This window comes from Streptomyces sp. NPDC093546 (assembly GCF_044765045.1).
Lineage (GTDB): Bacteria > Actinomycetota > Actinomycetes > Streptomycetales > Streptomycetaceae > Streptomyces.
In genome coordinates this window covers 671,777-694,658 of sequence record NZ_JBIWJG010000001.1, presented here as the reverse complement: position 1 = coordinate 694,658, position 22,882 = coordinate 671,777, and the positions used below count along the sequence as shown (strand labels likewise).

Below are 22,882 nucleotides of genomic sequence, written 5' to 3'. Positions count from 1 at the left end.
AAGGAACCTCGCCATCCGAAGATGGACGGGGTATCAACTAATCTGGCGTTGATTTTTGGCACGCTGTTGAGTTCTCAAGGAACGGACGCTTCCTTTGTACTCACCCTCTCGGGCTTTCCTCCGGGCGCTTCCCTTCGATGTTTCCAACCTTACCAGATTCTTTTTCCGTTCCGTTTCCGGTTCGGATTCAGTTTCCGGTGGCCGTTGGAGGGCCTTTGCCTTTCGGCTGGACCGACTTTATCAGAGTTTCTGAGTCGGTATTTCCGGTCCTCCGGGGACCCTCACGGCACACAGATGTGCCGGGTTCCCGTTCAGGCGGAGCCGTAAACGTACTGGAGCGGGGCGCCCCGATGCAAATCGAGGTGCCCCGCTCCAGGTCGGGCCCGACGGGCCGTCAGACCTCGACGACCACAGGGAGGATCATCGGTCGGCGGCGGTAGGTGTCCGAGACCCACTTGCCGACGCTGCGGCGGATCAGCTGCTGGAGCTGGTGGGGCTCGGCGACGCCGTCGGCGGCCGACCGGGCCAGGGCCTCCGCGATCTTCGGGATCACCGCGTCGAACGCGTTGTCCTCGATGCCGGAGCCGCGGGCGTGGATGTGCGGGCCACCGGTGATCTTGCCGGTCGTGGAGTCCACGACGACGAAGACCGAGATGATGCCCTCCTCGCCCAGGATGCGGCGGTCCTTCAGGGAGGTCTCGGTAACGTCGCCGACCGAGAGGCCGTCGACGTACACGTAACCCGCCTGGACCTTGCCGACGATCCGGGCGCGGCCTTCGACCAGGTCGACCACGACGCCGTCCTCCGCGATGACGATGTGGTCCTTGGGGACACCCGTCAGCGCGCCGAGCTCGGCGTTGGCGCGCAGGTGGCGCCATTCGCCGTGGACCGGCATCAGGTTGCGCGGCTTGCAGATGTTGTAGAAGTACAGCAGCTCGCCGGCCGAGGCGTGGCCCGAGACGTGGACCTTGGCGTTGCCCTTGTGGATGACGTTGGCGCCCCAGCGGGTGAGGCCGTTGATCACGCGGTAGACGGCGTTCTCGTTGCCCGGGATCAGGGAGGACGCCAGGATCACCGTGTCGCCCGGGACGATCCGGATCTGGTGGTCCCGGTTGGCCATGCGGGAGAGGGCCGCCATCGGCTCGCCCTGGGAACCCGTACAGACCAGCACGACCTCGTGGTCGGGGAGATCGTCGAGCGTCCTGACGTCGACGACCAGGCCCGGCGGGACGCGGAGGTAGCCCAGGTCACGGGCGATGCCCATGTTGCGGACCATCGAGCGTCCGACGAAGGCGACCCGGCGGCCGTACTCGTGGGCCGCGTCGAGGATCTGCTGGATGCGGTGGACGTGGCTGGCGAAGCTCGCCACGATGATCCGCTTCTGGGCGCCCGCGAAGACCGAGCGCATCACGTTGGAGATGTCGCGCTCGTGTGCCGTGAAGCCCGGGACCTCGGCGTTCGTGGAGTCCGACAGCAGGAGGTCGATGCCCTCCTCACTGAGCCGGGCGAAGGCGTGCAGGTCCGTGAGGCGGTTGTCCAGCGGGAGCTGGTCCATCTTGAAGTCGCCGGTGTGCACGACCATGCCCGCGGGCGTGCGGATGGCGACGGCGAGGGCGTCCGGGATGGAGTGGTTGACCGCGATGAACTCGCAGTCGAAGGGGCCCAGCCGCTCGCGGTCACCCTCGACGACTTCGAGGGTGTACGGGCGGATGCGGTGCTCCTGGAGCTTGGCCTCGATCAGGGCGAGGGTCAGCTTGGAGCCGATCAGCGGGATGTCCGGCTTCAGCCGGAGCAGGAAGGGGACACCGCCGATGTGGTCCTCGTGGCCGTGCGTGAGGACGATGCCCTCGATGTCGTCGAGGCGGTCCCGGATGGTGGTGAAGTCCGGGAGGATCAGGTCGATGCCGGGCTGCTCCTCCTCCGGGAACAGGACACCGCAGTCGACGATCAGCAGCCGGCCGTCGTACTCGAACACGGTCATGTTCCGGCCGATCTCACCGAGACCGCCGAGCGGGGTGACGCGCAGGCCGCCCTTGGGCAGCTTCGGGGGCGCGCCCAGTTCAGGATGCGGATGACTCAAAAGACTCTCCTCACCACGCACGCCACGTACCGCTTGGGCACGTGGCGCGCGTGACATTCGTGCACTTGCTGTTGTCTGTTGTGGATCTTGTGTTCAGTTGTTGGGCTGTTGTTGGGCTATTCGGTTATGAAGTCTGGTGCTACAGCTGTACCCCGCCGGCAGCGAGATCGATCTTGAGCTGGGCGGTTTCCTCCGGGCTGAGCTCCACGAGCGGGAGGCGCAGCGGCCCGGCGGGGAGGCCCTGGAGGGTGAGGGCGGCCTTGGTGGTGATCACGCCCTGCGTGCGGAACATGCCGGTGAAGACCGGGAGCAGCCGCTGGTGGACCTCGGTCGCCTTCTGGACGTCACCGGTGAGGTACGCGTCGAGCAGGGTGCGCAGCTCGGGGGTGACGACGTGGCTGACGACGGAGACGAAGCCGCAGGCGCCGACGGAGAGCAGCGGGAGGTTGAGCATGTCGTCGCCGGAGTACCAGGCGAGGCCGGAGCGGGCGATGGCCCAGCTGGCGCGGCCGAGGTCGCCCTTGGCGTCCTTGTTGGCGACGATGCGCGGGTGGTCGGCGAGGCGGACGATCGTCTCGGTGTCGATCGGGACGCCGCTGCGGCCGGGGATGTCGTAGAGCATCACCGGCAGGCCGGTGGCGTCCGCGATGGCGGTGAAGTGGCGGAAGAGGCCCTCTTGCGGGGGCTTGTTGTAGTACGGGGTGACGGCGAGCAGGCCGTGTGCGCCGGCGCGCTCGGCGGCACGGGCGAGCTCGATGGAGTGGTGGGTGTCGTTGGTGCCGATGCCGGCGACGACGTGGGCACGGTCTCCGACGGCTTCCAGGACGGCCCGTACGAGCTGCTCTTTCTCCGCGTCGCTGGTGGTCGGGGACTCACCGGTGGTGCCGCTGATGACCAGGCCGTCGTTGCCTGCGTCCACCAGGTGGGTGGCGAGCCGCTGTGCGCCTTCGAGGTCGAGAGCGCCGTCCGCCGTGAAGGGCGTGACCATAGCGGTGAGGACCCGCCCGAAGGGGGTCTGCGGAGTCGAGATCGGAGCCATGGGTAACACGCTACTCGTTGCTCAGCGCGTGGGGTCCCCTCGGGGGACGCTGGGGAGGTGGAGCCCGGCACTGCCTGCTCGGGGGTTCAAGCAGTGCCGGGTCCGTTTGATCAGCCTAGATGAACTTCTCGGAACGCCGCAATACGGACACTTCGGGCGGCCTCGGTGCGGGCTCCCGGCTGCGGGCTCCGGGCCGTGATTACGGGGCGACACGGCCGTTGGCGTTGAAGGCGGCGTACGTGAGCGGCATCAGGCGCGCCCAGTGCTCCTCCATCCGCTCGCCGACCATCTCGATCTCCCGCTGCGGGAAGGACGGCACCTTGGCCAGCTCGTGCTGGGTGCGCAGGCCGAGGAAGTGCATCAGCGAGCGGGCGTTGCAGGTGGCGTACATGGAAGAGAAGAGGCCGACCGGCAGGACCGAGCGGGCTACCTCGCGGGCGACGCCCGCCGCGAGCATCTCCTGGTACGCCTCGTACGCCTGGACGTAGGAGGCCTCCATCGTGCGCTCCACGAGCGCCTGCTGCTCCTCGGTGCCCTCGACGAAGACGTACTTGCCCGGGCGGCCCTGCTGGACCAGCTTGCGCGAGGTGTCGGGGACGTAGAAGACCGGCTGGAGCTCCCTGTACCGGCCGGACTCCTCGTTGTACGACCAGCCGACGCGGTGGCGCATGAACTCGCGGAAGACGAAGATCGGGGCGCTGATGAAGAAGGTCATCGAGTTGTGCTCGAAGGGGCTGCCGTGGCGGTCCCGCATCAGGTAGTTGATGAGCCCCTTGGAGCGCTCCGGGTCCTTCTGCAGTTCGTCGAGGGACTGCTCGCCGGCCGTGGAGACGCGGGCCGCCCACAGGACGTCGGAGTCGGCGGCGCTGTGCTTGACCAGCTCGACGGTCACATCGCTGCGGAACGTGGGCTTGAGGTCTTCGGCGGGGGTGTCGCTCACCGGCGGGGGTCCTTCCAATCGCGTCGCTCGGGCGGCGCCCACTCTACGTCGCGGCACTGACAGCACATGAATCCCTGGAATTCGGGCACCGAAAGGGGCACCAAACCGCTGCTTCATGCGTCTGTCCCAGTAGCAGTGTCCATCACGAGTTTCAAGGAGGGTTCTCACACATGTTCGGCCGGCGTGAGGCAGTCCCGTTCGCCTTCGTCGCGGAGGCCCAGCGCTTCCGCAGTAACGTCACCCCTCCGCCCCGCGAGCGTCCCAGCCTGTCCGAGGTCGCCGGTCGTACGCTGATCGGGCTGACCGTCGCGGCCGGGCTCGTGGGGTCGCTCCTCTTCGGGATGCCTGCGCTGGAGAGCGGCCCCGCGGCCGGTCACACGCAGCAGTCCGAGGCCTCCCAGGGCCGTTGAACCCCTAGGGCCACCCTGCGCTGGCCGGTCCGGAAGGTGCTGGGTAGCCTCACCGGGCACAGCCCCATCGAGCGTGCGTATGAGTGAGGATCCGTCGTGCCCCTGCCCTTCCTGACGGCCGACCGTGCTTTCGACACCAGCGAGGACGTCGCGCTTCCCTACGAGGACCACGACCAGTGGCGCCGTCCGTACCGGCCGGGGCCCTGGCGTGTGGGGGCCGCGGCGCTGGCGCTGCTGCTCGCCTCGTTCGTCCTGCTGGCGACGATGATCATCGCCTTCGCGGGGGCGCTGCCCGGGGCGGCGGTCTGTCTCGGGGTGGCCGCGCTGGTGATCGGCGCCGCGCTGCGGCTGCTGCGCATGGGTGCCTGGGTGAGCCGCGAGGGCGTACGCCGGGTGGGGTTCTTCCGGACGGAGACCGTGCCGTGGGCGCGGGTCTCCGCCGTACGGACGGTGCAGCAGCCCGTGCGGTGGCTCGGGCTGCCGCGCACCGTGCAGGGGCAGGCCCTCGTGCTCGTACGCCAGGGTGGTGAGCAGCTGCCGCTGCTCACCGACCACAACGCGGACTTCCTGGCGCGGGTCGAGGCGTTCGACCGGGCCGCGGAGCGCCTGGGGGCGTGGAGCGCGGAGTACGCCGTCAGTTCCTGACCGGGCGCCTGCCCTCGTGGAGGGCGATCGCGTGCTGCATCGCCTTGCGGGCGCGCGGGGTGTCGCGGGCGTCGTGGTAGGCGACCGCGAGGCGGAACCAGCAGCGCCAGTCGTCCGGGGTGTCCTCGGTCTCGGCGCGGCGCAGCGCGAAGACGGCGTCGGCGGCCTCGCGGTCGACGCGGCCGCTCGGGGTGCGCTTCAGGTCGTCGGCCGGGAGGCCGCCCTCGGCTTCGAGTTCGGCGGCGAGGCGGTTGGCCTGGGTGACGAACCGGGTGTTCTTCCAGAGGAACCAGACGCCGATGACCGGCAGGACGAGCACCGCGCAGCCGAAGGTGACGGTGAGCGCGGTGCCCTGCTGGATCAGCATCACGCCACGGCTGCCGACCAGGACGAAGTAGACGACCAGGACGGCTGCCGTGAGGAAGTACGTGAGCTTGGCGCGCATCAGCCCAGGTCCAGGAAGTTTTCCAGGCCGAAGGTGAGGCCGGGGGTGGTGACCACGCGGCGGGCGCCGAGCAGGATGCCGGGCATGAAGCTGCTGTGGTGCAGCGAGTCGTGCCGGATCGTCAGCGTCTCGCCCTCGCCACCGAGCAGCACTTCCTGGTGGGCCAGCAGGCCCCGCAGGCGTACCGCGTGGACGGGGACGCCGTCGACGTCCGCGCCGCGCGCGCCGTCCAGGGCCGTCGCCGTCGCGTCGGGCTGCGGGGCGCAGCCGGCCTGGGCGCGGGCGGCGGCGATCAGCTGGGCGGTGCGGGTGGCGGTGCCGCTGGGGGCGTCGACCTTGTTGGGGTGGTGGAGCTCGACGACCTCGACGGACTCGAAGTACGGCGCCGCGATCTGCGCGAACTTCATGGTGAGGACCGCGCCGATGGAGAAGTTGGGGGCGATGAGGACGCCCGTGTCGGGGGACTCCTCCAGCCAGCCGGACAGCCGGGCGAGGCGCTCCTCGGTCCAGCCGGTGGTGCCGACGACGGCGTGGATGCCGTGGCGTACGCAGAAGTCGAGGTTGTCCATGACCGAGTCGGGGGTGGTGAGCTCCACCGCGACCTGGGTGCCGGTCTCGGCGAGGGTCTCCAGCTTGTCGCCCCGGCCGAGGGCCGCGACCAGCTCCATGTCCTCGGCGGCCTCGACGGCGCGTACGGCCTCGGAGCCGATGCGGCCCTTGGCGCCGATGACCGCGACGCGCAGCTTGCTGCTCATGCTCGTACTTCTTCCTTCGGTTCCATGGCGGATGTGCGGTTACGCGACCACGTCGTGGAGGCGGTCGGCCTGCTTGTCCTTCAGGGGGCCGATCACGGACAGCGACGGGCGCTGTCCGAGGAGCTCGGCGGCCACGTCCCGTACGTCGTCGGGGGTGACGGCGGCCATCTGGGCGAGCATGTCGTCGACCGACATCTGGTCGCCCCAGCACAGCTCGCTCTTGCCGATGCGGTTCATCAGGGCGCCGGTGTCCTCCAGGCCGAGGACGGTGGAGCCCTTCAGCTGGCCGATGGCCCGCTCGATCTCGTCGTCCGTGAGGCCCTCGCGGGCGACCCGGTCGAGCTCGTCCCGGCAGATCCGCAGGACGTCGTGGACCTGGCTAGGGCGGCAGCCCGCGTACACGCCGAACAGGCCGCAGTCGGCGAAGGCCGAGGTGTACGAGTAGACGCTGTAGGCCAGGCCGCGCTTCTCGCGGACCTCCTGGAAGAGGCGCGAGGACATGCCGCCGCCGAGGGCGGTGTTCAGCACGCCCAGGGCCCAGCGGCGGTCGTCGATGCGGGCGATGCCCGGCATGCCGAGGACGACGTGGGCCTGCTCGGTGCGGCGGCCCACCACGTCGACGCGGCCCGCGGTGCGGATGGCGCGCCGGCCGCCGCGCGGGGCGACGGGGACGGCGTCGGTGCGGGTGAGGGCGCCGGCCTTCTCGAAGGCGCGGCGGACCTGGCGTACGACCGTGGCGTGGTCGACGTTGCCGGCGGCGGCGACGACCAGGTGGGTCGGGTCGTAGTGCTTCTTGTAGAAGCGGCGGATGCGGTCCGCGGAGAGCGCCTCGATGGTGTCGACGGTGCCGAGGACGGGGCGGCCCAGCGGGGTCTCGCCGAACATCGTCTTGGCGAACAGGTCGTGGACGACGTCACCCGGGTCGTCCTCGGTCATCGCGATCTCTTCGAGGATCACGCCGCGCTCGGCGTCGACGTCGTCCTGGAGGATCAGCGAGCCGGTGAGCATGTCGCACACCACGTCGATGGCGAGCGGCAGGTCGGTGTCGAGGACGCGCGCGTAGTAGCACGTGTACTCCTTCGCCGTGAAGGCGTTCATCTCGCCGCCGACCGCGTCGATGGCGGAGGAGATGTCGAGGGCGGACCGCTTGCGGGTGCCCTTGAAGAGGAGGTGCTCCAAGTAGTGCGTGGCGCCGTTGAGGGCGGGCGTCTCGTCACGGGAGCCGACGTGCGCCCAGATGCCGAAGGTGGCGGAGCGTACGGAGGGCAGGGTCTCGGTGACGATGCGCAGGCCGCCCGGGAGGGTGGTGCGGCGGACCGTGCCGATGCCGTCCTTGCCCGGGAGAAGCGTTTGGGTACGGGCGACGGCCCGCGCCTCCGAGGAGGTGCGGGCCGTCGTCTTCGGACTACGGGACGTCACTGGTCGGTGTCGTCCTTCGCGTCGTCGGCGGAAGCGTCCTCGTCCGCCATCACGGGGACGAGGGAGAGCTTGCCGCGCTGGTCGATCTCGGCGATCTCGACCTGGACCTTGGCGCCGACCGCGAGCACGTCCTCGACGTTCTCCACGCGCTTGCCACCGGCGAGCTTGCGGATCTGCGAGATGTGCAGCAGGCCGTCCTTGCCCGGCATGAGGGACACGAACGCACCGAAGGTGGTGGTCTTGACGACCGTACCCAGGTAGCGCTCGCCGACCTCCGGCATGGTCGGGTTGGCGATGCCGTTGATCGTGGCGCGGGCGGCCTCGGCCTGCGAACCGACCTGAGCACCGATGTAGATGGTGCCGTCGTCCTCGATCGTGATCTCGGCGCCGGTGTCCTCCTGGATCTGGTTGATCATCTTGCCCTTGGGGCCGATGACCTCGCCGATCTTGTCCACGGGGATCTTGACGGTGATGATCCGCGGGGCGTTGGGGGACATCTCGTCCGGGCGGTCGATCGCTTCCATCATCACGTCGAGGATGTGGAGGCGGGCGTCGCGGGCCTGCTTGAGGGCCGCGGCCAGGACGGAGGCCGGGATGCCGTCCAGCTTGGTGTCGAGCTGGAGGGCGGTGACGAACTCCTTCGTACCGGCGACCTTGAAGTCCATGTCGCCGAAGGCGTCCTCCGCACCGAGGATGTCGGTGAGGGCGACGTAGTGCGTCTCGCCGTCGATCTCCTGGGAGATCAGACCCATGGCGATACCGGCGACGGGCGCCTTCAGCGGCACACCGGCGTTCAGCAGCGACATGGTGGAGGCGCAGACCGAGCCCATGGACGTCGAGCCGTTGGAGCCGAGGGCCTCGGACACCTGGCGGATCGCGTACGGGAACTCCTCGCGCGACGGCAGGACCGGCACGATCGCGCGCTCGGCGAGCGCGCCGTGGCCGATCTCGCGGCGCTTCGGGGAGCCGACGCGGCCGGTCTCGCCGACGGAGTACGGCGGGAAGTTGTAGTTGTGCATGTAGCGCTTGCGGGTCACCGGGGAGAGGGTGTCCAGCTGCTGCTCCATGCGGAGCATGTTGAGGGTGGTGACGCCCAGGATCTGGGTCTCGCCACGCTCGAACAGCGCGGAGCCGTGCACGCGCGGGATGGCCTCGACCTCGGCCGCGAGCGTACGGATGTCGGTCAGGCCACGGCCGTCGATGCGGACCTTGTCCTTGATGACGCGCTCGCGGACCAGCTTCTTGGTCAGCGCGCGGTACGCCGCGGAGATCTCCTTCTCGCGGCCCTCGAACTGCGGGAGCAGCTTCTCGGCGGCGACCTCCTTGACGCGGTCCAGCTCGGCCTCGCGCTCCTGCTTGCCGGCGATGGTCAGCGCCTGCGACAGCTCCGGCTTGACGGCGGCGGTGAGCGCCTCCAGGACGTCGTCCTGGTACTCGAGGAAGACCGGGAACTCGCCGACCGGCTTGGCGGCCTTGGCGGCCAGGTCGGCCTGGGCCTTGCAGAGGACCTTGATGAACGGCTTCGCGGCCTCGAGACCGGCGGCGACGACCTCCTCGGTGGGGGCCTCGGCACCGCCCTTGACGAGCTCGATGGTCTTCTCGGTGGCCTCGGCCTCGACCATCATGATCGCGACGTCGCCGTCCTCCAGGACGCGGCCCGCGACGACCATGTCGAAGACGGCGTCCTCGAGCTCGGTGTGCGTCGGGAACGCGACCCACTGGCCCTTGATCAGGGCGACACGGGTGGCGCCGATCGGGCCGGAGAAGGGCAGGCCGGCCAGCTGCGTGGAGCAGGAGGCGGCGTTGATCGCGACCACGTCGTACAGGTGGTCGGGGTTGAGCGCCATGATCGTCTCGACGATCTGGATCTCGTTGCGCAGGCCCTTCTTGAAGGAGGGGCGCAGCGGCCGGTCGATCAGGCGGCAGGTGAGGATGGCGTCCTCGGAGGGGCGGCCCTCACGGCGGAAGAAGGAGCCGGGGATCTTGCCGGCCGCGTACATCCGCTCCTCGACGTCGACCGTCAGGGGGAAGAAGTCGAGCTGGTCCTTGGGCTTCTTGGAGGCCGTGGTGGCCGACAGCACCATGGTGTCGTCGTCCAGGTAGGCCACGGCGGAGCCGGCGGCCTGCTTGGCCAGGCGGCCCGTCTCGAAGCGGATGGTGCGGGTGCCGAAGGTGCCGTTGTCGATGACGGCCTCGGCGTAGTGGGTCTCGTTCTCCACTAGCGATTTCTCCATTTACTTGTCGTCTTTGCGTCCCCTGGACGCCCGTGTGGCGGGGGACGGGGCGGAGAAGCGCGCCTTGTGTGCGGGCCGGTCTTCGATCGAAGCACCCGGGATGTCCCTCCCGGGGGCCACTACCGAGGACCGGCGACGGCGAGGGGCGCCTCTCCCAGCCAGCCTCTGCGGCTCTTATGGCGTTTTCGTTATTGCGTTGTGCGACCAGGTTACTGAGCTTTGGCTCAGGTTGGCATTCCGATCACAGCGCGTACACCCCTTGGGGGCGGTACGGCGCTTACAGCAACAGCAAAGGGAGCGGCCCCCTCAGCGTGGGAACCGCTCCCTTCACGGCGACTTACTTGGCGCCGCCGGCCGCACCGCGGCGGATGCCGAGGCGGTCGACCAGCGCACGGAAGCGCTGGATGTCCTTCTTGGCCAGGTACTGCAGCAGGCGGCGGCGCTGGCCGACCAGGATCAGCAGACCCCGGCGGGAGTGGTGGTCGTGCTTGTGGGTCTTGAGGTGCTCGGTCAGGTCCGAGATGCGGCGGGAGAGCATGGCCACCTGGACCTCGGGGGAGCCGGTGTCGCCCTCCTTGGTGCCGAACTCGGCCATGATCTGCTTCTTCGTAGCGGCGTCGAGAGACACTCGGTACTCCTCATTGGTGTTCGATGCGCCCGCGAGTGCCCCTGGTCTTGGTCTCAGGGGAGCTTCCGTGACTCGGAGGCGAAGGCACGATGGGCGCTGCACTCCAGAGAGAGCGAGCTCTCCGGGTGCGCGTACACAAACGGCCGTTACACAGCGTACCAGGCCCAGTCAGGACGTCAGCGCGCGGATGGAGTGGTAGACGTCGAAGACCGCCAGGCACAGCGGTACGAGGGTGAGGAGCACGAAGGACTCCGCGATCTCCAGGAACCGGCCCCAGAAGGGGGTGACGCCCTTGCGCGGCACGATCAGCCCGATCGAGACGATCAGCGCGGCCACGGCGGCGACCGCCGCGGTGAGCCAGATCGTACGGATGTCCAGCGCGGTGCCGTCGCCCCGCAGGGCGTCGCGGATCAGGGTCGCCGGCGGGTTGAGGCACAGCCCCAGGCCCAGCAGCACCAGGGAGCCGAGGCCGGCGGCGAGCGCACAGCCGACCTGGGCGGTGTACCGGAAGAGGTGGGCGCGCATCAGCATCGCGACGCCCGTGGCGAGGGCGAGCAGCTGCCCCCACACGTTGTCGGAGAAGCCGAGGACCGCCGAGGCGCCGACGGCCAGCAGCGCGCAGCCGCCGACGAGCCCGACCAGCAGCTCGTGGCCGCGCCGGGCCTGGGCGGCGATGCGCTCGGAGTCGACGGGGCCCTGGCTCTCGGGCTCGGCCCCGTAACCGCCGACGGAGGTGCGGGGCGGCTCGAAGCCGATGGGGAGACGGGCGAAGCGGGTGGACAGGCCCGGCAGGAAGGCGAGCGCGCCCACGGCGAGCGGGGCGCACACGGCGGCCGTCTCGGCGGGCGTGATCTTGGTGGTGATGGCGACGAAGGTCACCAGCAGGCCGACGGCCGAGGCGAAGACGAACGCGACGAAGGGGCCGTCGCCGCCCGGGGCCACGATCGTCAGGATGACGGCGACGACCAGGACGGCGGCGCAGGCCAGCAGGAACTGCAGCTTGCCGATGCCCTGCCCGCCCGTGAGCGGTAGCAGGCCCGCTCCGCCGACCGCGGCGTTCGCCATGGCGCCGACGCCCAGCGCGATGGCGGAGGCCCGGTCGTCGTAGACCCGGGCGCGTACGCCGGCGAGCGCGAGCAGCAGGACGCCGGTGATGCCGGCGAGGATGCCCGGCAGGCCGTGCATGTCGTGCCGCGGGTCGGCCGTCCACAGCACGAAGGCGACCAGGACCAGCAGCACCGAGCCGCCGAAGAGGCCGGCGCCGCGCATCAGGGCGTCGGACCACAGGGTGCGGTCACGGGCGACGGCGGAGGCGACCGCGTCGGCGACGTCGTCGAAGACCGCCGGGGGCAGCGACTCGGCGAAGGGCCGCAGCGACAGCAGCTCCCCGTCGAGGATGCGCTGCGCGGCCAGCGAGCGCGCGCTGTCGAGCACCGTGCCGTCGCGGCGCACCAGGTGGTAGCCGACGGGCGCGCCGGGTGCGGGGCTCTGGCCGGACAGCCTGAGGACCTCGGGGTAGAGGTCGGCGACCGGGATGTCCTCGGGCAGTGCCACGTCGACGCGGCCGTCGGGCGCGACGACCGTGACGCGGCAGAATCCCGTTCCGCCGCCGGACGGTGTCGCGGGAGCCGGGTGACCCGTTCCGGTGGCCGCGGCTGTGGCCGTCATACTCACCTGCTGCTTCCCCTCGTGGATGTCGTGCGTCGATCGTCGTCGAGGCGTCGGAGACGACCTCGGGCGCCGAGCGTCGTCCAAGTCGTCGAAGTCCTGCCGTGGCGCTCCGAATGACCCATTTGTTTGCGGAGGTTCACGGGTGCGCCACCATTTCTCGCCACCCTACCGCCCACCCGTAACCCCCCTCACAAGTAGGATCCCTCCCCGCGGATGGAACCCGTCGCCACGGGGGCGCCGATAGGAACGTTTCCGTCCGCCAAGGGAATTGGTGAGCTGTGAGTCAAATCATCGTCAAGCGCCCACCACGGGCCCTGCCGTCCGAAGTACCCGGCGAGCAGGTGCAACTGCAACCCCCTCCCGAGCTGCCCAGAGGGCAGCAGGAGGGCGTGCTCATGCAGTTGCTGCCGACGCTCGGCATGGGTGGTTCGGTCGTCTTCTTCTTCATGACCCCGAATCCGGTCATGCGGATCATGGGCATGGTGATGATCGCGTCGACGGTGGCCATGGCCATCGCGATGATGGTGCGCTACCGGCGCGGTACTCAGGGGCAGCTCGCCGACCTGCGCCGTGACTACCTCAAGTACCTGACGCAGACCCGGCGTACGGTGCTGCGGACCGCGCGCCTGCAGCGCGACGCCCAGTTCTATCTGCACCCCTCCCCCGAGCAGCTGTGGGCGCTGGTCGCCGAGGGCAGCCGCGTCTGGGAGCGGCGCGTCGCCGACGACGACTTCGCGCAGGTCCGCATCGGGCTCGGCAGCCAGCAGCTCGCCACCCCGCTCATCGCCCCCGAAACGGCACCCGTGGACGAGCTGGAACCGCTCACGGCCGGTGCGATGCAGCAGTTCATCAACGCCCACAGCACGCTGGAGGGCCTGCCCATCGCCGTCTCGCTGCGCGCCTTCTACCACCTGACGGTGAGCGGCGAGGCGGAGTCCGCGCGCTCGGCCGCGCGCGCGATGGTCGGCTCGCTGGCGTCGCTGCACTCCCCCGAGGACCTGGTCATCGCCCTCGCCGTGGGCCGCGAGAGCGCCGGCCAGTGGGAGTTCGCCAAGTGGTTCCCGCACGTCCAGGCCTCCGGGCCCGGTGACGGTGCGGGCTCGCGGCGGCTGATCACCACCGACGCGCGGGAGCTCGACGAGCTGCTCGGCGCGCGGCTGGAGGGCCGTCCGCGCTTCGGCGGCAACCCGCTGCTGGACCAGCCGCACGTCGTGGTCGTCCTCGACGGCCAGTCCATCCCCTCCATGTCGGCGCTCGCCACGGCGGAGGGCCTGCAGGGCGTGACGATCATCGAGGTCGTACCCGGCGAGGTCCACGGGGCTCGCGGTGGCCTGTCGGTCGTGGTGCACCCCGACTCGCTGCGCCTGGAGTCGGCGCACGGCATGGTGTACGAGGGGGCTCCGGACCGGCTGAGCCTGGAGGCCGCCGAGACGCTGGCGCGCCAGCTCGCGCCGCTGCGGGTCGGCTCCGGGTCGGACGACGACGAACCGCTGCTGGCCAACCTGGACTTCACCGACCTGCTGAACCTCGGCGACGCGGCGTCCGTCGACGTCAGCCGCACCTGGCGGCCGCGCTCGCAGTCGGAGCGGCTGCGGGTGCCGATCGGTGTGGGCGAGGACGGCACGCCGGTCATGCTGGACCTGAAGGAGGCGGCCCAGGAGGGCATGGGCCCGCACGGTCTGTGCGTGGGCGCCACCGGTTCCGGAAAGTCGGAGCTGCTGCGTACGCTCGTGCTCGGTCTGGCGGTCACGCACTCCTCGGAGACGCTGAACTTCGTCCTCGCCGACTTCAAGGGCGGCGCCACCTTCGCGGGTATGTCGCAGATGCCGCACGTGGCGGCCGTCATCACCAACCTGGCGGACGACCTGACCCTGGTGGACCGCATGGGCGACTCCATCCGCGGTGAGCTCAACCGCCGCCAGGAGATGCTGCGCGACGCGGGCAACTACGCCAACATCCACGACTACGAGAAGGCGCGTGCCGCCGGAGCCCCGCTCCAGCCCATCCCCTCCCTCGTGCTCGTCATCGACGAGTTCAGCGAGCTGCTGTCCGCCAAGCCGGACTTCATCGAGATGTTCGTGCAGATCGGCCGTATCGGCCGGTCCCTCGGTGTGCACCTGCTCCTCGCCTCGCAGCGCCTGGAGGAGGGCCGGCTGCGCGGCCTGGAGACCTATCTGTCGTACCGGATCGGTCTGCGGACCTTCTCGGCGGCCGAGTCCCGCGCGGCTCTCGGTGTGCCCGACGCCTACGAGCTGCCGAACGTGCCCGGCTCCGGCTTCCTGAAGTTCGGTACGGACGAGATGGTGCGGTTCAAGGCGGCGTACGTCTCCGGCGTGTACCGCGAGAACGCGCACGCCGCCGTGCCGGGCGGGCCGCTGCCGGTGGACCGGCGGCCGGCGCTGTTCACGGCCGCGCCGGTGCCGGTGCACTACATCCAGCCGACCGCGCAGGCGCAGGTGCCCGAGCAGCGCACGCCCGAGGACGACGCGCTGGCCGACTCCGTACTCGACGTGATCGTGCGGCGGCTGGAGGGGCGGGGCGCGGAGGCGCACCAGGTGTGGCTGCCGCCGCTGGACAACCCGCCGCCGCTGGACGAGCTGCTGCCCGGTCTGACGGGTGTGCAGGGACGCGGGCTGACGCAGCCCGGGTACGAGGGGGCGGGGCGGCTCATCGTGCCGCTCGGCGTGGTCGACAAGCCGTTCGAGCAGCGGCGCGACACGCTGTACCGGGACTTCTCGGGTGCGGCGGGCCACATGCAGATCATCGGTGGCCCGCAGTCCGGCAAGTCGACGTTGCTGCGGACGCTGATCTCGGCGTTCGCGCTGACGCACACGCCGCACGAGGTGCAGTTCTACGGCCTGGACTTCGGTGGTGGCGGTATGGCGTCGATCGCCGGGCTGCCGCACGTGGGCGGGGTCGCCTCGCGTCTGGACCCGGAGAAGGTGCGGCGCACCGTCGCCGAGGTGTACGGGATCCTGGCGCGGCGCGAGGAGTACTTCCGCAGCGCGGGCGTCGACTCGATCGCCACGTACCGCAGGCTGCGGGCGCGCGGCGACATCTCCGTGACGGAGCAGCCGTGGGGTGACGTCTTCCTCGTCATCGACGGCTGGGGCAACTTCCGTACCGAGTACGAGGGCCTGGAGCACGCGGTGCTCGACATCGCGGCGCGCGGTCTGGGCTACGGCATCCACGTCATCCTCACCGCCTCGCGGTCGATGGAGGTCCGGGCGAACCTCAAGGACCACCTGATGAACCGCCTGGAGCTGCGGCTCGGCGACACCATGGACTCGGAGCTGGACCGCAAGGCGGCCGTCAACGTGCCCACGGGTGTGCCGGGGCGTGGTCTGACCCCGGAGAAGCTGCACTTCATGGCGGCGGTGCCGCGTATCGACGGCATCAACTCCGACACCGAGCTGTCCGAGGCCGCCGCCGCGATGGCGCAGGAGGTCGCACGGCACTGGACGGCGCCGGGCGCGCCCGCGGTGCGGCTGCTGCCGCGCGAGCTTCCGGTGCAGCAGCTGCCGGCGGGCTTCGTGGAGCCGAAGCGGGGCGTCGCCTTCGCCATCGACGAGAACAACCTCGAGCCGGTCTTCGTCAACTTCGACCGCGACCCGTTCTTCCTGGTGTTCGGCGAGAGCGAGTCGGGCAAGTCGAACCTGCTGCGGCTGCTGATCAAGCAGCTGAGCGAGCGATACGACGGCGACTCCTGCAAGTTCTTCGTGGTCGACAACCGGCGCGCGCTGCTGGACGTCACCCCCGCCACGCACCTGGCGGAGTACGTGCCCATGTCCAACAACATGGACCACCACGTGGACGCCCTGGCCGACCTGATGCAGCGCCGTACGCCGTCGGCCGACGTGACGGCGCAGCAGCTGCGGGACCGCAGCTGGTGGCGGGGCCCGTCGGTGTACGTCGTGGTCGACGACTACGACCTGGTGTCGACGTCGAGCGGCAACCCGCTGTCCAAGCTGACGGAACACCTGCCGTTCGCGCGGGACGTGGGCGTGCGCTTCATCATCGCCCGCAGCGCGGCGGGCGCGAGCCGCGCCTCCTACGAGCCGTTCATGCAGCGCATGATGGAGCTGGGCGCCCAGGGCGTCCTGCTGTCGGGAGACCCGCAGGAGGGCGACATCCTGGGCGGCGTCCGCATGCGGCCGATGCCGGCGGGCCGGGGCACCTTCGTCTCGCGGCAGCGGGGGAACCCGCTGGTGCAGACGGGGCTGATGCCGGAGCTGCTGGGGTGAGCGGCTTAATCGCCTTCCTCGCGACGTTCGCGGTGCTGTTCCTGGCCGCGGCGGTCGTGGACCTGCCGCGCAGGCTCTGGTGGCGCTTCCGGGCCCCCCACTTCGACAACCCGGAAGCGCACGAGCCGCCGGATGCGGCGTTCAGGTGGCGGCGGATCGGCCTGGTGGTGCTCGCGGGCGCTTTCGTGTGGCAGGTGGTGGTGTTGCTGCGGGCCGCGGGTGCTTTCGACTCGGGGCCGGATCACGCCGAGACGCTCAAGCGGGTGAGGTACGCGGCCGCGAATCTGGCGACCGATGAGGGCCAGGGCCGCTCCAAAGGACTGGGGAACTCGTGGGACGAGTTCATCGACCTTCGGTTGCGCGGGCCGGGTGACGACCCCTCTGTACGACTCGTCAAGAAAGACGGGGACGTGGAGAAATACGAGGTCGCCGGCATTTGTCTGACGGTGACGGCGACGCCTTTGCCGGGACAGTCGGAAGTGACGCATGCCGTGGGCGTCAACCTCTTGTACAGCATCAAAACCGACGTCCAGGACAGTCCTTGCAAGTAGCCGCAAGAGCTCAATAGGTTCATGCCACATGAGGCGCGCGGCAGGCGCGGGGGAAGGAGCCCGGACGATGGCGTGGAACGAGTGGGAGCAGCTGAAGGAATCGGCTGCCCAGAAGCAGTCGACCGGCATGCGGTTGAACGGCCTGCCGCCCGAGGACAGGCCCAATGCGGGCCGCGAGACAGGCGATCTCCAGGTCTCCCAGAAGGACCTTGCCGCGATCGGCGACGAGGCCTTCAAGCTCTACAACCGCATGTGGAAAGAGGCCCGGGTCGCCGAGACCGACGCAGCCGGAACCGCCTTGACCAAGGAGGGCTTCGCGCTGGGTGGGGCCCTGAAGCACGTGGCCGCCCGCTGGGACAAGCAGCTGAACACCCTCATGGACGCCTGTGCGCTGATCTCGAACCACATGGACTTCACGACGAAGGCGCACCAGGGCGACGAAATCCACATCGAACGTCACGTGAGCAGCATCGCCACGCTCGATGCCGGCTTCGACGAGTCCTACGCACCGCCGGGCGAGAAGAACTCAGTGCACGGCGAGAAGAAGGACGAGAAGGACTAGGGGGACCAGCCGGTGGATTTCGAAGATCTGCACTCCGCGAATTTCAAGCCGCTCGACGATACGGTCAGCGACTGGACGAGCATGCTGACCAAACTGCAACAGCTGGCGGCGGATGCGAAGGGCGGGCTCGTCGGCAAGGCCAACAAGGCGAACTGGGCCGGTTACAACGCCGCGGTCTCCCGGCAGTTCATCGCCAAGACCGCCGGCGAGTTCTCCGACGCGCACACGCAGGCCACGTCCATCCTCAACATCCTCCGGGACACGCGCGACGAGCTGAAGACGCAGCAGCGACTGCTCAAGGAGGCCATCGAGCGAGGGCGTACGAAGCAGCTCACGGTGACGGTCAGCGGTAAGAGCTTCAAGGTCGACGCGAACCCCGAGGCCAAGGACGTGACGCAGAAGGACATCGACGGGCTGCGCGACGAGCTTCAGGGGATCGTCAACAAGGCGAGCGAGATCGACAACTCCGCCGCCACCACCCTGCAGGCGCTGGTCGACCTCACCGACTACGGCTTCTCGGAGGCGAAGTACAAGGACCGCGACGCCGCGGCCGCCGCCCTCAAGGAGGCGGAGGAGCTCGCCAAGCTGGCCAAGAAGAAGCCCGAGGACCTGACCCCCAGCGACTTCGACCGGCTCAACGCGGGCCTGCAGAAGCGCTCCGGGGACCCGCTGTTCGCCGAGCGCTTCGCCGAGCAGCTGGGGCCGAAGGGGACCCTTGACTTCTGGGCGGGCATCACCGACATGTCGCGGAATTATGACGTCTACCACGACCGGCGCGAGCAATACGACGACCTCCAGAAGAACCTCAGCCTGACGCTGGCCACCGCTTCGCACGCCGACTCTCCCGAGATGTCGAAGTGGAAGTACGACATGGCCGACCTCGGCGGACAGCCCCTCAACAAGAACAGCGGCGTGTACGGCTTCCAGGTGATGAGCAACCTGATGCGCTGGGGCGACTTCGATGACGGGTTCCTCCAGGACTACGGCGCCAAGTTGATGCAGGTCGAGAAGACTCGCAGCGACAACGGCCGCCAACCGGCCTGGCAACACCTCCCGGCTGCGCCCGAACTTAACCGGACCGGCACGGATTCTGGTTCCGACCCTCTGGTGGGCTTCCTGAAGGCCCTGTCCAACAGCCCGGGTGCCGGCGCCGACTTCTTCAACCAGAAATTCCTGTCGAAGGACGACGACCACGAATTCACGTACGACTCCGGAGACGAGAACGAGTACAAGGGCAGGAAGGAACTCAGCAACTTCCAGTACCTCTTCGAGGAGCGCCACTGGCCACCGGAGGTGGACAGCAAGGGCGAGGACAGCATCGAGGGCCGCAACAATCTCGCCCTGGCCTTGGAGGCCGCAGCAACCGGTCACCGGGCCGGGGAGATGCCCACCGCCGACACTCCGGCCCACAACGCCGCGCAGGCCAGGCTGGTGGAGGACATCTTCGCTTCGGTCTCCGAAGTTCCCAAACGCCTCACGGATTACGGCTTCATGTCCGACAGCTTGGGCCAGATCGCCTCTGAATACCTGCCGGACATCAACAGGGCAACCGCGGACGCCGATGAGAAGAACGAGAGCGTCAGCAAACTTTTCCCCATCGCGGGGGCGGTAGCGGACCTGGACCACGCGGATGTGACACGGTTCCTGGTGACCGTTGGGCAAAACACTGAAGGCTACGCGGCCATCGAGGTGGGTCAGAAGGCTTACATGGCCAACCTCATGGATTACCACCTGAACCCGGACCTGCCAGCGAATCAGCGTTATGACCAGGGTGCCGAGAACACCCTCAGGGAAATTTCCCGGCGCTCGGCCGAGGTTGGCGGCACACTTGCCATCGGACGGCAGGAGGCCGTGCTGGGTGAGGCGAAGGAAGCCGACGCCGACTTCGAGCTGGCGGTCAACCAAAGGAAGGGCGCCATCTCCGGCATCATCGGCACGGGTGTCGGCATCGGCACCTCCTTCATCGCATCCCCGGTCGTGGGCGCCGCAGTCGGCGGCGCCGCGGGTACGGTGAGCGGCGTCCTCCTTGAACAGGTCTTCAAGGATTCCGAACCAGAGAACCTGAAGAACCGTGGGTCCACTGTGGGGCAGCTGTGGGAGGACAGCAAGGAGAGGAACATCCTCCTCAGTGCTGAGGCCGCACGCCTGGCTACGGCGGCGCATAAGTCGCCCGACATGGCCAGGGTCGAGGAGTGGACCCGTCTCGGCACCGCGGATGGTTTCAATGACGCGTCCACATCGGTTCGCCGAATGGCAGACGACCTCGAAACGGAGATTCCCACCTGAGTCGTTGAGTGATCTATTGCCGAGTCCGCAGCGGCAGGTACGCCCTGCCACCGCGGGCACCACTTCGCCAAGAGAGACGATGATGCTCTTCGAAGACAAACCAAGGTCACATCGACTGCATGGGCCATTTGGGACGCACGGGCGGGCGGTCGCCGCCACCATGAGTGTGCTGGCATTGTCTCTGGCCCTCGGTGCCTGCTCTGCACCGAAGCAGGAGTACGACATTCCCACATCGCTGTGCGGCACAAAAGTCTCTCCCGACGTGTTGAGGCCGCTCCTTCCGGCAGGCGAGAACGTTTCCTTCAGAGCCACCCGAGGCTCTGGGGCGAGGCGCTGCTACGTAAACGTGGATGGAAAAGCCGCGCTCGCCGCTGCTGTCGAGTGGTACGAGCAGGGCTCCACCTTGAATTACGTCGCAACCAATACGATCGGCGTCGAACCGGGCGATAAGGAGACCTCCGACAAGCGTTATATGTACTCCAGCACCGGAGCGATCGGCCGGGTCAAGTGTGTGGACCCGAGAAAGATCGACAAGGATACCGACGGTGAGCTGTTCACCTCGATTCGCATCGAGGGTGAGCCGGCCACCGAATCCCAGATCTTGGCGCTGATCACTGACTACACGGACGCGATGGCCGATTCGGCTGCCTGCCGGGGTGACATCTGGTGAGACGGCGCTCGGCTGTGGGCGGGAGCGAGGGCGCGTGCCCCCACAGGCCAATGGGGGGAAGTTGAACCGCTTCAGCACGCACAGGCCCCGGGTACCCGCCCTTGCAGCAGTGGCTGCGGTGCTGGCGGCCGGGGCCGTCTCCGGGTGTGCGTCGCCCGAGCCGAAGAGGAGCTTCAGCACACCCACCGCCCTATGCGATATGCCCATCGAGCCGAGCCTGCTGGATCCGGTTCTCCCCCGCAGCGGGGAAAGGATCTCCATGCGCACCGCCGGCGCCATCGGATGGGATCGGTGCCTCGTCTCAGTGGACGGCAGGGAGGTGCTGTCCGCGAGCTTCGAGTGGTTCGAGAAGGGAACGGAACCGGCCAAGGTCGCAAGGTCGCAGAGGAACCTTGCACTCGATGAGCACGTCAGTGACGACAGGCGCTACGCGTGGAGGGACAGGGGCGCGGTCAGCCACGTGACGTGCCCCAACCCCAAGGTGAGCTCACGTAAAGGCACGTACGAGCTGTTCGCCAGCGTCTACGTCGTGGACGCCGCGAAGGAGGAGGCCATGAAGAAGCTGGTCCTCGGCTTCGCGGAGGCAGTGTCGAAGTCCGAGGAGTGCTCGGGGTGAAGGTGCCGGTGTCTCGTAGGACCAAGCTTGCCTTCGTGGCTCTCGTGACCGTATTGGTAGCGACCTCCGTCGTCCACGCCCTCGGGCTGTCGCCCTTCGCAAGACGCGGAGAAATCCGGGCGCATGACCTTTGCGAGCCGCTGGGCGACCTGTCCAGCGCCTCCCGTGCTCTTGGCGCGACGCTGCCCCGACAAATCTGAATACAACTTCGATGAGTCATGGGACGGCAAGCCCGTCTCCTTTGGCGGACGGTTTTTCACCGTTAACTGCCAGGTGTACGGGGATGGCGGACTCCTCCTCCACACCAGGACAGAACTCACGCAGGCCACCCCGTCGAACCACTGGGTGAGGCGCGTGCTCAACGACAGGACTCCGGAAGACGTCGACGACTTCGAAGCTGGAAACAGGGGGGTCCTCGGGGCAGGCGCGGCGGCCATTCTTGTTCCCTGTTCTTCGTCAGCAAAGCTTCCCGGAGACGTATACAGAGGCAGTTACAACCTCACTGTCGTCGTGGAGAGGTGGGGTGCAACCTTCCCTCCCAGCTTCCGGCCAAGGCGCCGAAGGTCAGCGACGAGGGGTAGCCGCCGCGCACGGCGTAACGACGCAGAGGTGATCAGATGAAGGCGCTACGACGGTGGGCTGTCTGGATCGGGGTACCCCTCGCGCTAGCCACCCTCGCGGGATACGGCTGGTACCAGCTCAGTGACACCGGCAAGCGGTGGCGGTACGAGAGCAAGCTCGAGACGTACTGCGGCGGCGTCCTGCCGTACGAGGAGACCGTCTCCCTCGCCGGGATGGGCCACGAGCGCGCATTGCCCCACGACATCCGCCTTGATAGAGGCGACCACGGCTATGACTGGTGCAAGGTCGCGGGCCTGTACGTCACGGTCAGCCGCCTACCGGCTCGTGTCCCCTTCACAGACACCGATTGGGAGCACTACCTCCCCGAGGAGGACGCCAAGGCGCTGCCCATCCCCCTGGGTGGTGGCTGGCGCGGCTTCACCGATCTGACGAACACGGCCGTTGTCCTCCCCTGCCGCAACAGGGACACCACGCTGGTGGTCACTGCGGTCCAGGACTATGCGCACAGGCCCGGAAAGATCGCTGAGCTCGTCACCGCCACGGCGGCGAAGGCGGCCGAACGTTGGGACTGCGACACCACGCCCGGCGGGCCGTTGCCGCCCATTCCGAAGCCCCTGCAAGACACGCTCCCGAGCGCAGCGCAGGGCACCTGCTCGGGCCTGCCGTTCACCCTGGAGAAGCACGTCACCAGCGTGGCGGAAGCACCATCGAGTGATGCCGCACCGCTCGAAATCTGCGTTCTCAAGGACGAGATCAACTACCGGACAGCTGAGGAGGTCTATCGCCTCGAGGCCGCCTTCGGCCCGTACGCGGCCAATCGGCATGCCCAGGCCCCCTACCTGACGGAGGAGCCTGCCGGCGGCTCCGAGGAGGACTACTGGGCTAGTGCTCGATGCCCCGACGACATCTTCCGTGCGATCTTCCGCATCCGGGCGCAAACGAGGGAGACCAACAACCCGGGGTTCGCGAAGGCCGCCCTCATCGCGTTCGCCAAGCGGGCCGCTCAGCAACACGGCTGCACGGATCTGAAGCTGCCGCGCTAGGCCGCGCAGATGCGCGTGGCACCGCCGGGGCTCCGGCCGCTCCCCTCGTGCGCCAGGTGGAT

The 22,882-nt window shown here is 68.7% G+C and carries 18 protein-coding genes; 9 read left to right on the top strand and 9 right to left on the bottom strand.

Going from position 1 to position 22,882, the window contains the following annotated elements; translation table 11 throughout:
- Nucleotides 1–394 precede the first annotated feature (394 nt).
- The 3 genes from ACIRNI_RS03040 to thyX form a co-directional block, all read right to left on the bottom strand.
- On the bottom strand, nt 395–2,080 hold the full coding sequence (locus tag ACIRNI_RS03040) for a ribonuclease J (protein ID WP_403547747.1): 1,686 nt from the start codon (nt 2,078–2,080) through the stop codon (nt 395–397).
- Between the two features lie 139 nt (nt 2,081–2,219).
- Nucleotides 2,220–3,119 (bottom strand): 4-hydroxy-tetrahydrodipicolinate synthase, encoded by a 900-nt coding sequence (gene dapA, locus ACIRNI_RS03035; protein ID WP_403547745.1) that lies wholly within the window; start codon nt 3,117–3,119, stop codon nt 2,220–2,222.
- 199 nt (nt 3,120–3,318) lie between these two features.
- Complete coding sequence (gene thyX / locus ACIRNI_RS03030; protein WP_356649057.1) at nt 3,319–4,059, bottom strand: FAD-dependent thymidylate synthase; 741 nt, start codon at nt 4,057–4,059, stop codon at nt 3,319–3,321.
- Nucleotides 4,060–4,229: 170 nt separating this feature from the next.
- Between thyX and ACIRNI_RS03025 the strand changes: the two genes are divergently transcribed.
- Together ACIRNI_RS03025 and ACIRNI_RS03020 are read left to right on the top strand one after the other, a co-directional pair.
- Nucleotides 4,230–4,469, top strand: a complete 240-nt coding sequence (locus ACIRNI_RS03025; protein ID WP_403547743.1) for a hypothetical protein — start codon at nt 4,230–4,232, stop codon at nt 4,467–4,469.
- Between the two features lie 96 nt (nt 4,470–4,565).
- Nucleotides 4,566–5,114 (top strand): hypothetical protein, encoded by a 549-nt coding sequence (locus ACIRNI_RS03020; protein ID WP_403547741.1) that lies wholly within the window; start codon nt 4,566–4,568, stop codon nt 5,112–5,114.
- On the opposite strand, the gene ACIRNI_RS03015 is transcribed toward ACIRNI_RS03020, so the two are convergent.
- From ACIRNI_RS03015 to eccD, 6 genes are all read right to left on the bottom strand, one after another.
- Nucleotides 5,104–5,559 carry a hypothetical protein gene (locus ACIRNI_RS03015; protein ID WP_403547739.1) on the bottom strand — a complete coding sequence of 152 codons (456 nt, stop codon included), beginning with the start codon at nt 5,557–5,559 and terminating at the stop codon, nt 5,104–5,106. The two genes, ACIRNI_RS03020 and ACIRNI_RS03015, sit on opposite strands and share 11 nt — an antisense overlap.
- The gene (gene dapB, locus ACIRNI_RS03010) at nt 5,559–6,314 is read right to left on the bottom strand and encodes a 4-hydroxy-tetrahydrodipicolinate reductase (RefSeq protein ID WP_403547738.1); all 756 of its coding nucleotides are present in this window, start codon (nt 6,312–6,314) and stop codon (nt 5,559–5,561) included. Before dapB ends, ACIRNI_RS03015 begins: the two co-directional genes overlap by 1 nt.
- Nucleotides 6,315–6,353: 39 nt before the next feature.
- The gene (locus ACIRNI_RS03005; protein ID WP_403547736.1) at nt 6,354–7,733 is read right to left on the bottom strand and encodes a M16 family metallopeptidase; all 1,380 of its coding nucleotides are present in this window, start codon (nt 7,731–7,733) and stop codon (nt 6,354–6,356) included.
- Nucleotides 7,730–9,952, bottom strand: a complete 2,223-nt coding sequence (locus ACIRNI_RS03000; protein WP_403547803.1) for a polyribonucleotide nucleotidyltransferase — start codon at nt 9,950–9,952, stop codon at nt 7,730–7,732. Before ACIRNI_RS03000 ends, ACIRNI_RS03005 begins: the two co-directional genes overlap by 4 nt.
- A 352-nt stretch (nt 9,953–10,304) precedes the next feature.
- Nucleotides 10,305–10,595: a 30S ribosomal protein S15 gene (gene rpsO, locus ACIRNI_RS02995; RefSeq protein ID WP_003958228.1), complete on the bottom strand. Its 291-nt coding sequence runs from the start codon at nt 10,593–10,595 to the stop codon at nt 10,305–10,307.
- A 168-nt stretch (nt 10,596–10,763) separates the two neighbouring features.
- Nucleotides 10,764–12,263, bottom strand: coding sequence for a type VII secretion integral membrane protein EccD (gene eccD / locus ACIRNI_RS02990; protein ID WP_403547734.1), 1,500 nt, complete (start codon nt 12,261–12,263; stop codon nt 10,764–10,766).
- Between the two features lie 281 nt (nt 12,264–12,544).
- On the opposite strand from eccD, the gene eccCa reads away from it, so the two are divergent.
- The 7 genes from eccCa (at nt 12,545) to ACIRNI_RS02955 (ending at nt 22,820) form a co-directional block, all read left to right on the top strand.
- Complete coding sequence (gene eccCa, locus ACIRNI_RS02985; RefSeq protein ID WP_403547733.1) at nt 12,545–16,510, top strand: type VII secretion protein EccCa; 3,966 nt, start codon at nt 12,545–12,547, stop codon at nt 16,508–16,510.
- The gene (locus ACIRNI_RS02980) at nt 16,507–17,061 is read left to right on the top strand and encodes a hypothetical protein (RefSeq protein WP_403547732.1); all 555 of its coding nucleotides are present in this window, start codon (nt 16,507–16,509) and stop codon (nt 17,059–17,061) included. The genes eccCa and ACIRNI_RS02980 overlap by 4 nt, the downstream gene beginning before the upstream one ends.
- 67 nt (nt 17,062–17,128) lie before the next feature.
- Nucleotides 17,129–17,623, top strand: coding sequence for a hypothetical protein (locus tag ACIRNI_RS02975; protein ID WP_403547730.1), 495 nt, complete (start codon nt 17,129–17,131; stop codon nt 17,621–17,623).
- A 12-nt stretch (nt 17,624–17,635) separates the two neighbouring features.
- Entirely contained in the window at nt 17,636–19,909 is a 2,274-nt protein-coding gene (locus ACIRNI_RS02970; protein WP_403547728.1) for a hypothetical protein, read from the top strand.
- Between the two features lie 79 nt (nt 19,910–19,988).
- Nucleotides 19,989–20,579, top strand: a complete 591-nt coding sequence (locus ACIRNI_RS02965) for a hypothetical protein (protein ID WP_403547726.1) — start codon at nt 19,989–19,991, stop codon at nt 20,577–20,579.
- Between the two features lie 109 nt (nt 20,580–20,688).
- Complete coding sequence (locus ACIRNI_RS02960; RefSeq protein ID WP_403547725.1) at nt 20,689–21,195, top strand: hypothetical protein; 507 nt, start codon at nt 20,689–20,691, stop codon at nt 21,193–21,195.
- A gap of 617 nt (nt 21,196–21,812) precedes the next feature.
- Nucleotides 21,813–22,820, top strand: coding sequence for a hypothetical protein (locus ACIRNI_RS02955; protein ID WP_403547723.1), 1,008 nt, complete (start codon nt 21,813–21,815; stop codon nt 22,818–22,820).
- Nucleotides 22,821–22,882 lie beyond the last annotated feature (62 nt).

Excerpts from the sequence above, each read along its gene's own strand:
- dapA (WP_403547745.1), bottom strand. The coding sequence starts at position 3,119 with ATGGCTCCGATCTCGACTCCGCAGACCCCCTTCGGGCGGGTCCTCACC.
- ACIRNI_RS03025 (WP_403547743.1), top strand. The coding sequence starts at position 4,230 with ATGTTCGGCCGGCGTGAGGCAGTCCCGTTCGCCTTCGTCGCGGAGGCC.
- ACIRNI_RS03015 (WP_403547739.1), bottom strand. The coding sequence starts at position 5,559 with ATGCGCGCCAAGCTCACGTACTTCCTCACGGCAGCCGTCCTGGTCGTC.
- dapB (WP_403547738.1), bottom strand. The coding sequence starts at position 6,314 with ATGAGCAGCAAGCTGCGCGTCGCGGTCATCGGCGCCAAGGGCCGCATC.
- eccD (WP_403547734.1), bottom strand. The coding sequence starts at position 12,263 with ATGACGGCCACAGCCGCGGCCACCGGAACGGGTCACCCGGCTCCCGCG.
- ACIRNI_RS02975 (WP_403547730.1), top strand. The coding sequence starts at position 17,129 with ATGGCGTGGAACGAGTGGGAGCAGCTGAAGGAATCGGCTGCCCAGAAG.
- ACIRNI_RS02965 (WP_403547726.1), top strand. The coding sequence starts at position 19,989 with ATGATGCTCTTCGAAGACAAACCAAGGTCACATCGACTGCATGGGCCA.
- ACIRNI_RS02955 (WP_403547723.1), top strand. The coding sequence starts at position 21,813 with ATGAAGGCGCTACGACGGTGGGCTGTCTGGATCGGGGTACCCCTCGCG.